This is a genomic window from Streptomyces sp. GESEQ-35 (assembly GCF_017948485.1).
Taxonomy (GTDB): domain Bacteria; phylum Actinomycetota; class Actinomycetes; order Streptomycetales; family Streptomycetaceae; genus Streptomyces.
Genome location: NZ_JAFFSX010000008.1, coordinates 196,114 through 208,204 on the forward strand (window position 1 = coordinate 196,114; position 12,091 = coordinate 208,204).

The 12,091-nt window shown below is 70.2% G+C and carries 10 protein-coding genes and 1 pseudogene; 6 read left to right on the forward strand and 5 right to left on the reverse strand.

The window, feature by feature from the left end:
* Nucleotides 1-32: 32 nt before the first annotated feature.
* Complete coding sequence (locus KCH87_RS18085; protein WP_210587151.1) at nt 33-503, forward strand: hypothetical protein; 471 nt, start codon at nt 33-35, stop codon at nt 501-503.
* 743 nt (nt 504-1,246) lie between these two features.
* The gene (locus tag KCH87_RS18090) at nt 1,247-1,567 is read left to right on the forward strand and encodes a hypothetical protein (RefSeq protein ID WP_210587152.1); all 321 of its coding nucleotides are present in this window, start codon (nt 1,247-1,249) and stop codon (nt 1,565-1,567) included.
* 88 nt (nt 1,568-1,655) lie between these two features.
* On the opposite strand, the gene KCH87_RS18095 is transcribed toward KCH87_RS18090, so the two are convergent.
* The 5 genes and pseudogenes from KCH87_RS18095 to KCH87_RS18115 all read right to left on the reverse strand — a co-directional run bounded on the left by KCH87_RS18095 (nt 1,656) and on the right by KCH87_RS18115 (nt 5,817).
* Nucleotides 1,656-2,171 (reverse strand): hypothetical protein, encoded by a 516-nt coding sequence (locus KCH87_RS18095; protein ID WP_210587153.1) that lies wholly within the window; start codon nt 2,169-2,171, stop codon nt 1,656-1,658.
* A gap of 205 nt (nt 2,172-2,376) precedes the next feature.
* Nucleotides 2,377-4,400, reverse strand: a pseudogene (locus KCH87_RS18100) (ATP-binding protein).
* Nucleotides 4,401-4,402: 2 nt separating this feature from the next.
* Nucleotides 4,403-4,669: a hypothetical protein gene (locus KCH87_RS18105; RefSeq protein ID WP_210587154.1), complete on the reverse strand. Its 267-nt coding sequence runs from the start codon at nt 4,667-4,669 to the stop codon at nt 4,403-4,405.
* Nucleotides 4,670-4,715: 46 nt separating this feature from the next.
* Entirely contained in the window at nt 4,716-5,210 is a 495-nt protein-coding gene (locus KCH87_RS18110) for a hypothetical protein (protein ID WP_210587155.1), read from the reverse strand.
* Nucleotides 5,211-5,535: 325 nt separating this feature from the next.
* Nucleotides 5,536-5,817: a hypothetical protein gene (locus KCH87_RS18115; RefSeq protein WP_210587156.1), complete on the reverse strand. Its 282-nt coding sequence runs from the start codon at nt 5,815-5,817 to the stop codon at nt 5,536-5,538.
* A gap of 375 nt (nt 5,818-6,192) precedes the next feature.
* On the opposite strand from KCH87_RS18115, the gene KCH87_RS18120 reads away from it, so the two are divergent.
* The 4 genes from KCH87_RS18120 (at nt 6,193) to KCH87_RS18135 (ending at nt 12,061) form a co-directional block, all read left to right on the forward strand.
* On the forward strand, nt 6,193-9,348 hold the full coding sequence (locus KCH87_RS18120) for a cytochrome P450 (protein WP_210587157.1): 3,156 nt from the start codon (nt 6,193-6,195) through the stop codon (nt 9,346-9,348).
* A gap of 24 nt (nt 9,349-9,372) precedes the next feature.
* Nucleotides 9,373-10,353 (forward strand): phosphotransferase family protein, encoded by a 981-nt coding sequence (locus KCH87_RS18125; protein WP_210587158.1) that lies wholly within the window; start codon nt 9,373-9,375, stop codon nt 10,351-10,353.
* Between the two features lie 110 nt (nt 10,354-10,463).
* Complete coding sequence (locus KCH87_RS18130) at nt 10,464-11,753, forward strand: ROK family protein (protein ID WP_210587159.1); 1,290 nt, start codon at nt 10,464-10,466, stop codon at nt 11,751-11,753.
* Nucleotides 11,754-11,812: 59 nt separating this feature from the next.
* On the forward strand, nt 11,813-12,061 hold the full coding sequence (locus KCH87_RS18135) for a hypothetical protein (RefSeq protein ID WP_210587160.1): 249 nt from the start codon (nt 11,813-11,815) through the stop codon (nt 12,059-12,061).
* Nucleotides 12,062-12,091 lie beyond the last annotated feature (30 nt).

Here is a 12,091-nt window from a genome sequence, read left to right on the forward strand (position 1 = left end):
CCCTGGGCGAGTACGACTGAGAGAGTGCAGCCATGACTACCGCCGCCGTGACTCTCGCCTCGCTCGCCGCAGTCCTGGAGATCGGGGGCATCGTCTGGACGATTCGCGATATCCGCACCGCGCGTGACCACCTGGCGACGTACCTTCAGCGTCCCGGCACTGTGTACGCCTCACTCGGTCTAGCTGTGGAGTCGGCTCTTGCACTCGCCCTAACGCCGCAGAACCAAACGCTTGAGCAGCGCATCGAGGCATTGGAGGCATGGCGGCGGGGTCTGCCCGACGAGCTTGCCTGGCGTGAGCGGGAGTTGGGCGACGTGCTGCGACACGACTTCCAGGGCGCGCTCAAGGCTACTGAGCGCACGATCGACGATCAGTTCAAGGGGCTGCGTGAGTACGTCGTGGGCAGCGGGCAGACGCCTTGGATCAAGGCGTATCGGGGTCCGGTCCTGCTCGCCGTCGGTGTCGTGGTCGGCCTGGCGGGCAACATCGTTGGCGCCTTCTGAGGACCGCCTACGCGGCTGCGCGAACACGTCGTCCACGACGAGCGGCAGCAGCACCCGATGGAACCGGTAGGGCGCCACGCGCTCGAATGAACCCGTCCGCACGCCCAGACCGCTGCCATGCGCCCCGAACGCGTCCACCTCGCCACCAGGCCGCCGAGCGTGAAGTCGCCCATGTACGCCTGGCACAGGGCGTCCACGGCGGCCGTGAGGACCGCGTCGGTGCCGTCCTCGGGTTCGGTGAGGGTGGGCCGGTACGCGTGGACGTACAGCTCCATCCGCACCGGCGTGGTCGCAAGCCCGGATGACCGGACGAGCGAGATCCGCCTGCATCGTGACGCAGGCGGCGGTGCCGCTGCCGAGCGCCCGCGGCTCGTGCAGGCTGACCGTCTCGAAGTGCCCGGTCGACAGGGCGTGTGTGGCGACGGCGTCGAGGATCGCCGAGGAGTTCAGCGCTATGAGGGCTCCCGCTCCTCCGTGCACCTTTTGCCCGTTATGTGTGTCACCCGCAGCCCCGTGAACGTCTCCACACACACCCGCTCAGCCCTTAACACCCCAGCCATACCCAGGAGATGCCCAGCTCACAGCCTTGTGCAACACGCTTTAGGGGTGGTCAGATAGCCGACGCTAGTGATGTTCTTCTGGAGATCTGGCGCGATCAGCGCCAGGCGGCCGTGTAGTCGGAGAACCAGCGAGCGACGCTTTCCAACATCGTCATTCTGGTAGTTGCCGCTGGGCTGGGGCTCGTGTCGCAGCGAGGGATCGAGACATCGACGTTGGTGATCTCCGTGCCGATGGCCTTTTTGGGCGTGTACGGCGTATTGGCGTGCCTGAAGTTCCGGGAGCGTTTTAATCTTCACAACAAGCTTGCTGTGGAGTTGAGAGACCAACTGGTGGCGCTGCACCCCGGGTTGGAGGTGCGAACCGCTTGGTCGAGCGCTTACGGCGCGCGCCGATCCAAATACCGTGCCCTCTTCAGGGTTCGCCTGTATGCGCTGTGGGTGGCTCTGCATGGGGGGATCGCGCTGGTGGGAGTCATGCTCTCCATCTTCGCGCTGGCCGCGTGAGAAGCGGGGCTGTGAGCTGCTGCGCGGTCTGGTGGGCAGTGAGGCGGTCGGGCCAGATGTTCTGCGACTTCCACGTGGCTGGTGTGACTTACTCGTCTGTCTCGGAAGGTCGCCACATGCGGGTCTGCATGTGGACCGAGAGATCCTCGAGGCGCGCATTCTCGATCGTTCCGGTGGCGAAGCCGATTTCCGGCTGTCCGTCGAGGTTCCACTTGATGGCTGGCCTGGGCCGGTAGCGGAATCCCTCTCTCGCTGCGTTCCAGCCCCACTCGGCGGCACGCGCCATAAGCTGCTCGACAGCCGCACGCCGGAACTGGACTACGTCGATCTCGTCCGTTGCTAGGCCACCTTCACCGTCGCCGTCTGTTGTGGCGGCCCGAATGATCTCGGCGTCGCTGCTCGCAGCGATTGCTGCTGCCTCTTCCACGCGGGTCAGTTCCACCTCTTGGCCAGCGAGACTGATTCGGACGCTCCTGCCTTCGAGGACCTTCTGCAACGTTGCTGCCAGGACGGGGTTCTTCCTGAGACGCCACCAAGAGAAGGCGACCAGGATCAGTATCAGAAGGGGCCATTTCACGGAGGAGATGAATTGCAGGACGCTCATGGCTGCTCCAGGGGCCCGCTCTGCGTGGGAAGCACATTGTGCCCGAGCGGGAGGCAGCGTGGGCGCGCTGCGGCGCCTGTTTGCAGCTTCTCTGGGGTCGGCCTCCTGCTCTCCCTGGCCTCCCTGGGTGGCGTATCCGCAGGTCACCCCAGGGAGGCAGGGCAGGGAGGCGGTCAGGGAGTTCTCCCTGATCCCTCGCGCCTCCCTACGCGGCGTCCCGCTTGGCAAGGGCGTCACGGATCCGGTCACGACCGACGACCATCACGCCGTCAGACTTGTACGGCGCCGCCTCGAACTCGTCGAGGAACTCTCGCAGATCGGAGTTCGTCCACGGCCGGTATGTCCTGGGGTCCCGCTCGGCGAGGCGCTGAAGAACCTCCTGCGTCCGCATGCGGGGCGCGGTCCCGAGCACGGTGAGGGGGGCGACCTCTCGTACGACGTCGAGCTTGTGCAGGGTGGCGACGCCGGACCGCTGTGCCTTGGCCCGGTCGGTGATCACCTGCGCCTGGTCGTCGTGGATGAAGTGCGTGCGCACCGTGATGGACGACTGGCCCGGCTCCAACTTGATGCCGTCACCGGCGACGGCCAGCGTCCCCTTGTCAAGACCCTGGCGCAGCAGATGAGGCGCGGCGCCGTCGTCGATGGCCTTGTCGCCCAGCGCCATCCGCCCCTGCGATTCGGTGCCGACGACCAGCGAACCGCGGACGTGGGCGCCCTCCCGCACCAGCTTGGGAAAGTTCTGGTCGGTGGGGTCCTGCGTGCCCTGCCACAGCGTCACAGACACGGCACGCCCCTGGTTATGGATCCGGCGCGCTGCCATGAAGTACCGGCTCGTCGCCTTGCTCCCGCCGTACGGACGGTCGTCGGCCCCCTTCATCGGGTGCATGAATGCCACCTGCGCCTCGTCGACGATGATGACGAGCGGGTCGAACACGGTGCCCGGAGGCGCCATCAGGCGGCGCTCCATCTCCTGTAGGCCCGCCTCGACCATCTCGGTCACGGCGCAGGCGTGTTCGTGGGTCGGCCCCTGGATCAGTACCGAGGCGAGCCCCTCGAACATGCCCCAGTCGCCGATGCCCTTGAGGTCGCCGATCCAGAACTCAACCGAGGAGTCGAGGGCGAGCCACAGCGCCAGGGCACGCAGCGCTGCCGTCTTGCCCTGGTTGGACAGGCCCGTGACCAACACATGCCGCTGATGACCGTGGCGTCGCCGCGCAGGTTCTGACCCCACGGCGCGCGCCCCGTCTGGTAGTCCGCGGTCAGCGTCTCGTCGAGGACGAGCGCCGACGGGCCGATCGGCTCGTCCAGCGCCCCTGAGTCGGCAATCCACAGCCGTACGGTGCGGGCCGCCTCGGGGATCGTGATGAACACCTCGTGCTCGTGACGGCCAAGGTTCTCGGCAAGCTTGCGGCGCCGGTTCTGGATCTCGTCCGTGGATACGCCCGAGGGCAGCCTCACGTCCACCTCGACTCCGCAGCCCGCCATGACGATCGGCGAGAGCATCGCCGCGCCCATGTCGCCCATGTCCTCAATGGCACGGGGCAGAGCGGAGATACCGAGGTCTCTGAACGCCACGACGACGATGGACGGCGTGATGGGTCCGCCGTCGTCTCGCTGGTGCGGCGGCAGCGCCCATTGAGGGGCGGTGCGTGAGTGCCGGCCGACTGCCCACACGGCGGCGAGGCCGATCCACGGCAAGACGAACAGCGTTGGTTCCCACGCCACGCCAGCGACGACGGCGACCAGGCGGACCAGCTCGATGACAACACGCGTGGGGGCGAGGACGTCGCTCACGTCGTGGTTCGCCCACGCCAGCAGAAGCCCGCACAGGAGCAGCGCACCGGCTCCCGGGACGACGGCGGAGCCGACAGCCTTGGGAGCCCGGATCAGGGCGGTGAGCATCTCCATACGGCGCCGGTGACGAGCCTCCCGGAACACTCGCCCACGCTCCTCCCACAGTTTCACCTCATCCATGAGCCCTGCCGCTTCGGCTGCCCGGATCATCCGCTCGTACCGGGCAGCGCTGCGGCCGTCCCACGTACGGCGTGCCAGCACGCGCGCTCCTCCGCCGACGTAGGCGCCGTGACGCACGATCAGGCGCCCAGCGGTGCGGGTGCGTTCGTCGGCCAGGGCACGGCGCAGACCGTCAAGCCGCAGGCCTCGCGGTCGTTCAGGAGCGTCGACCTTGCCCAGGGACACCAGCACGAGGCGTTCGTGTTCCGTAGTCATGGTCACGCCCCTCGCCGGTAGTCGCGCCACATCGAGCGCAGCACCAGAACGCAGATGGTCAGGGCGCAGGCAGCGATGGCCAGCACCATCGGGGCGATGGACAGCCCGATGAGGATGGCCACCAGGACCGTGCCGACGATGGCCAGGGCGATAACGCCGAGGCACCCGACACCGACGTACGTGCCGACCGGGTACGCCTTGATGGGCGCCCGCGGTACCGGCGCCGCGGCGACTGGCCACGGGTAGATGGGGTGTCCGTCGGCGGTCATCCCGATTGTCTTGAGGTGGTCACGCTGCGGCGTGACGTCGGGCTGTTCATGACCGCTTCCCCTCGACGATGTCGCGCCGTAGTTCGGCGGCGTCACGGCGGGACAGACCCAGCTCAGAACGCAGCCGTTCGATAGTCACTGGGCGACCGGTCTCGGCGGGTACGGAAGTGGTCACCTTGGTGGTCATGCCGCTGGTCACATAGGCGTGCCGCGCATGAGGCAGCGGATCGGGCACGGCGGTCACCTCGGTGACCACCTGCGCGGGCGTGCTGCGGGGGGTAGGGGTGGTCACCTCGACGTCATCGCGCAGGGCGTGAACCCTCCACAGCACGAGAGGGGCGATGGCGGAGACGGCGACGACGAGCGGCACCGACACCGGCAGCAGACCGGCCGTGACGAGATGCGAGGCGGCGTTGACGGCGATCATCGCGAGGACTACGGCGAGCACGTCGCGGTGCACTCTGAGGGCGCGTACGGCGTAGATGTCCAGCGCTGCCGGAACCCCTGCGGCGACGACCGGGCTGAACCCGCGCGCGGGCAAGGATGTACTCAGCGGATGCGGTGAACGCGAGAGCCGTGCCAAGTGCGGCCCACGCCAACAGGTCGCGCTTCACCGGTCCTCACCCCACGCCCGGTAGCCGGTGGGCGGCGTCTCGGTGAGTCGCTCGTGCAGGAAACGGGTGTTCTACTCGACGCCGCACGGGTGGCCGCCCAGGATGCTGCGCAGGGCAACGGCGGCATGAAGGCACGGGCGGCAAGGATGTGATCGCGGGTCTCGGCGTCGCCGAGGCTGTCGGGTGCGGGGATGTCGATGGCTTCGAGGACGGTGGCGAGGAGATCTCGGGTGGGCTCGGGGATGGCGCTCATCAGGCAGCCACCTCCAGAGCGAGCCGCGCGAACGAGGCGGCGGCCGTGGTGTCCTTGGGCCGGTAGGCGGCCAGGCGCGTAAGGAAGGTGTCGGCTGAGTAGACCTTGACGGCGACGGCCTTCCGGGCGCGGCCCTTCAGCTTCACCGCGGTCGTGCGGGTGCCGTCCGCGGTCACGCCACGGGAGAAGGCTCCGGCGAACCGGTGGGCGGTGGCGTCGTCGAGACCCGGCGGCGTCGAGCCGGGTACGAACGGGCTGCGGCTGGCCGGTGGCCACGGCACGGACCGCGCGAGCGGTGGCGCGAGTGGCGGCCGAGCGGGGGCGGACGATGGCACGCAGAGCGCGGCGCTCACGGTGGGCGGTACGGTCCTTCATGGGTCCGGCTCCTTGATCGGAAGATTCTGGATCAAGGCCCCGGGGCGGTGATGGGCTCACCGTCCGGGGCCGCCGCCGTCTCACACATGTCTCACGGACTGTGCGTGAGACGGCGGACTCGGAGCCCCTGACCTGGACGTTGAGCGGTCCTACGGACTCACACAAGTCCTGTTGGACGCTTTCGACTACAGAATCATGTAGTTCCGCGGCCCGGGCCACCGGGGCCGATCGATCAACCTGGAGCGCAGTACTTCCGTACCGCGAAAGGCAGTTGTCGCGCCATGCCCCCCACCGCGCTGCACACCCATACCGCCGGCACCCTCCCCGGTGTCCCCGTCGTCGACATCTCCGCCACCGGACCGGGACGCACGCCGATCCAGCAGGTCATGGGCCTGATGCGGCAGCACGGGCCGGTGCTCGTGCGGCGGCTGCACGGGCGGGACACGCTCTTCGTGGGCGATCTCGACCTGGTCGCCGATCTCGCCGACGAGCAGCGGTTCGCCAAGCACATCGGGCCCGCCCTGGAGAACGTCCGTGAGTTCGCCGCCGACGGGCTGTTCACGGCGTACAACGACGAGCCCAACTGGGCCAAGGCGCACGACATCCTGATGCCCGCCTTCGCGCTCGGCTCGATGCGCACCTACCACCCGGTGATGCTGAAGGTGGCCCGAAGGCTGATCGACTCCTGGGATCGCGGCGCCCGCGACGGGCAGCCGGTCAATGTCCCCGACGACATGACCCGGATGACCCTCGACACCATCGGGCTCGCCGGCTTCGACTACGACTTCGGCTCCTTCGAACGCGCCGAACCCCACCCCTTCGTCGAGTCGATGGTCCGCTGCCTGGAGTGGGCCATGACCCGGCTCGCCCGCACCCCGGGCGAGGACCACTCAGCCGCCGACGCGGCCTTCCGCGACGACGCCGACTACCTCGCCCAGGTCGTCGACGACGTCATCGCCTCCCGCACCGGCACCGACCAGCAAAACGCCGAGGACCTGCTCGGGCTGATGCTCAGCGCCACGCACCCGGCCGACGGCAGCACGCTCGACACCGCCAACATCCGCAACCAGGTCATCACCTTCCTGATCGCGGGCCATGAGACGACCTCCGGCGCGATGTCCTTCGCGCTGTACTACCTCGCCAAGCACCCGACCGCGCTCCAGCTCGTCCAGCGCGAGGTGGACGCCCTGTGGGGCGACACGCCCGACCCGGAACCGACGTACGACGAGGTCGGCCGGCTCACCTACACCCGCCAGGTCCTCAACGAGGCACTGCGGCTGTGGCCGACGGCCGCCGCCTTCACCCGGCGCGCTCTTCAGGACACGGTGCTCGGTGGCCGGATCCCGGTCGCCGCGGGACAGGCCGTCACCGTGCTCGCCCCGGTGCTGCACCGGCAGCCGGTCTGGGGCGACAACCCCGAGCGCTTCGACCCCTCCCGCTTCACGCCCGAAGCGGAGGCGGCCCGGTCCGTGCACGCCTTCAAGCCGTTCGGCACCGGTGAACGCGCCTGCATCGGGCGGCAGTTCGCGCTCCACGAGGCGACCATGCTGCTGGCGATGCTCGTCCACCGCTACCGGCTGAACGACCACGCCGACTACCGCCTGGGCGTCAAGGAGACGCTCACCCTGAAGCCGGAGGGCTTCACGCTGACGCTCACCCCGCGCACACCGGCCGACCGCGTGCACGCGCCGCTGCCAGGTGTCGTGCAGGCCGAGGCGTCCCCGACGGTCGACAGCGACACCCTCCCCGCTCGCGTCCGTCCCGGCACCAGCGTCCTCTTCCTGCACGGCAGCAACTACGGAACCTGCCGTGAGTTCGCCGCCCAACTCGCCGACGAGGCCGCCGCGATCGGCTGCGAGACCCGGATCGCGTCCCTCGACGCATACGCCGGCGGCCTGCCCACCGACCGCCCCGTCGTCATCACGGCCGCCTCCTACAACGGCCGCCCCACCGACGACGCCACCGCCTTCGCCGCCTGGCTCGACGGCACTCCGGACGCGACCGAGGTGACGTACGCCGTCCTGGGCGTCGGCGACCGCAACTGGGCCGCCACCTACCAGCACGTCCCCACCCGCATCGACGCCCTCCTCGCCGAGCTCGGCGGCACCCGGCTCACCGACCGCGTGGCGGCCGACGCCTCGGGCGATCTCACCGGCGCCGTGCGGGAGTTCACGGTCAAGCTGCGCACGGCCCTGCTGGAGCAGTACGGCGACCCCGACGCCGTCGCTCCCGCGGACGTACCCGACACCGCCTACGAGATCCGCACCCTGACCGGTGGCCCTCTGGACGCCCTCGCCGAACGGCACGGCCTCGTCCCCATGACGGTCACCGAGGCATACGACCTCACCGCACCCGGATACCCGCGCCGCAAGCGGTTCGTACGCGTCGCACTCCCGGAGGGCATCGCCTACCGCACGGCCGACCACCTCGCCGTGCTGCCCGTGAACGCCCCTGCCCTCGTCGAACGAGCCGCTGCCGCCCTCGGCGTCGACCCCGACACCGTCCTGGAGATCCGCGCCGCCCGCCCACGCCGCGCCGGCCTGGCGGTGGACCGCCCCTTGACGGTACGTCAACTCCTCATGCACCACGTCGAGTTGCAGGAGCGCCCGAGCGCATCACAGCTGTCCGCGCTCGCCGCCGCCAATCCCTGCCCGCCGGAACGCATGGCGCTGACGGCCCTCGAAGCCGACGACCCGCGCACCCTGGTCGAGGTGATCGAGGCGTACCCGGCACTGCGCGGTGCCCTGGACTGGCCGCAACTTTTGGAGATCCTCACCCCGCTGCGCCCCCGCCACTACTCCATCTCCTCCTCACCCGCCGTCGACCCCGGCCACGCGGACCTGATGGTCTCCCTGCTGGAGGCACCGGCCCGCTCGGGCAACGGCGTGTACCGGGGGACCGGGTCCGGCCACCTCGCCACCGTCGAGCCGGGCGACACGATCATGGCCCGCGTCCAGCCGTGCCGGGAGACCTTCCGGATCGACGGCTCCACGCCGGTCATCATGATCGCGGCGGGTACGGGACTGGCCCCCTTCCGTGGCGCCATCGCGGACCGCACGGCAGCGGCTGCCGAACTCGCCCCCGCCCTTTGCTACTTCGGCTGCGACGCCCCCGACGCGGACTTCCTGCACGCCGAGGAACTCCGCGCCGCGGAGACCGCCGGAGCGGTCTCGCTCCGCCCGGCCTTCAGTACCGCCGGGACCTTCGTGCAGCACCGCATCGCCGCCGAGGCGGCCGAGGTCTGGGAGCTGCTGAACGCGGGCGCCCGGGTGTATGTCTGCGGCGACGGCTCACGGATGGCGCCGGGCGTGCGGGACGCGTTCCGTACTCTTTACCGGGAGCGCACCCCGGACGCCGACACAGCGACGGCCGAGCGGTGGCTCGACGCGCTGATCGCGGACGGGCGTTACGTCGAGGACGTGTACGCCGCCGGCTGACCGGAGGGAAGGGGTGGGCGCACGGTGGTGGACTCCTGGGAACGGGCCCGAAACGTCCTGGCGGCGGCGCAGATCCCGCCCCACCAACTCGCCCACCTGCGTCCACTGGACGGCGGCACGTACAACACCGTCGAGGAACTCCGGCTCACCGACGGCACCCGCCACGTCCTGAAGATCCCGCCCGCGGGGACCACGCCCGGCCTGCGCCACGAACGCGAACTCCTCGTATCCGAGGCGGAGTTCTACGAAGGGGCCGCCAAGGCCGACGTACCGGCACCGCGCGTCGTGGCGGTCGGCGGGGACCCGGGCGCACGACATCTGCTGATGACCGCCTGTCCGGGCGACCCGTGGGACGATTCACTCACGGATGCCGAACAGGCCGCCCTGCGCACGGAGTTGGGACGTCAGGTGGCCAGGCTCCATCGGGTGACGGGCCCCGGCTTCGGCTATCCGTCCGGCGCCCTCGGCCCCCTCGCCCCCGACTGGCGGACCGCCGTCACCGCGATGCTCGACGCCGTACTCGACGACGCCCGCCACTACCGCGCCAAGCTGCCCCGCCCCGCCGGCGAGGTGGCCCGCACCGTCCGGGCCGCTCTCCCCGCCCTCGACGAGGTCTCGGTCCCGTGCCTCGTCCACTTCGACCTCTGGCCGGGCAACATCCTGGTGGACCGCTCGACGGGGGTGGCGAGCATCGGCGGGCTCATCGACGGGGAGCGCATGTTCTGGGGCGACCCCCTGGCGGACTTCGTCTCCCTTGCGCTGCTGGGTGACATCAAGAAGGACGAGGATTTCCTGGCGGGCTATCGGGAGGCCGGGGGCCATGCCGTCTTCGACGCACCGGCCCGCGTCCGTCTTGCCCTCTACCGCAGCTATCTCTACCTGATCATGCTCACCGAGACGGTCCCGCGGGCGGTGGGCGAGGACCGGAACCGCTGGGTCCAGGCGGCGGTCGGCCCCGAACTCCTCGCCGCCCTCGACGAGATTCAGGAACTGACCGCTTCTTGACAGGGACAGGCCCGTCTTAATTCATCTCATGAACTAAGGGGTCGAAAAAGTCGCGCAGGACCCGTCCCCGGAGGTATGTTGCAGGTCGGACAGGGTTCGAAAGGAGCCACATGGCGGGGCGGAACGGGCGCACGGTACGCGACCTCAGGCGGGCCAACCGCACGGCCGTACTACAACGGCTCTACTTCGACGGACCCCTCAGCCGCTTCGAACTGGGTCCCGTGACCGGGCTCAGCTCCGGCTCCGTCAGCAATGTGGTGGCCGACCTGGTCGCCGACGGTCTGCTGGAGGAGGCGGGCAGCGTCGACTCCGACGGCGGCCGCCCGCGCACCCTGCTGCGTGTGGCCCCCGGCAGTGGCCACATGATCGGGGTCGACGTCGGCGAAACCCGGGTCCGCATCGAGCTGTTCGACCTCACACTCACCGAACTCGCCCGCACCGAACGCCCGTTGGCGCAGCATGGCTACGAGGTCGGCGTCATCGTCGGTCACATCCGCGACGGCATCACCGAGGTGCTCACCGCCGCCGGAATCGCACCGGAACAGCTCCTGGGCGTCGGCATCGGCGTCCCCGGCATCGTCGAACGCACCCCGAACCGCGGCGCCGTGGTCCACGGACAGACGATCGGCTGGGACGCGGTCCCCCTCGAAGCGCTGCTCCGTGACGGCTCCCCCCTCCCGGAGACCGTCCCGTACTTCATCGACAACGGAGCCAAGACCCTGGGCCAGGCCGAGATGTGGTTCGGCGCCGGACGAGGCGCCCGCAACGCGGTCGTCGTCCTCTTCGGCTCCGGCGTCGGCGCCTGCCTCGTCACGCCCGAGGTGGAGCACGGGCGGGCGGTGGAGTGGGGGCATCTGACGGTACGGGTCAGGGGGCGCCGCTGCCGCTGCGGTGCGCTCGGCTGCCTGGAGGCGTACGCGGGCGCCGAGTCGCTGCTCGAGCGGTGGCGCGAGCAGGGCGGACGTCCGCCGGAGGACACCGACGAGGAGACGGCGCTGACGGCGATGCTGGCCGCCGCCTACCCGACCGAGAGCGGTGCGGCCGACCCGGTGGCGCTCGCCGTCCTCGAGGAGACCGCCGAGTACCTGGGCGCCGGCCTGTCCGACCTGATCAACCTCTTCCAGCCCGAGCGGATCCTCATCGGCGGCTGGGCCGGGCTCCAGCTCGGCTCACGGTTCCTGCCCGCCGTACGCCGCCACGCCGTGTCGTACGCGCTGCGCCACCCGGCCGAGCGGGTCACCATCGACCTGGGCCGGCTCGGCCCCGACGCGGTCACCGTCGGCGCCGCGATCCTGCCGCTGGCCGACTTCTTCGCCCGCGGCGGCCGCCGTGCCGAGCCCGCGCCCGAGGGCCCGCCGCCCGCCTGGCGCGCGGCGCTTCAGGAACGGGCTCCGCACTGAGGTTTCGCCGGTGATCGCGGAGGTACTCGGTGCGCTCGCACCACCGGAGGGAGGACGCGATGGCTGACGACCGACGTGCGGGTCCCGTGCCGCGTGATCTCCAGGACCAGCAGGCGGCCGACCCGGGCGACGACCCGTGGGAGGTGCCGCCCGCCGACGCGACCGACGATCCCGACGAGACCGATGAGACCGACGTGCCCGACACCGACGTGCCAGACACCGACGAGGCGGGCACCGGTCGCCAGGGTGCCCCGCACGCGGCAGGCGTCCATCCCGAGCAGCCGGTACCGGACGAGTCCTCCGGGTGACGCGCCACCGGACGGACCCGGTGGATCTCC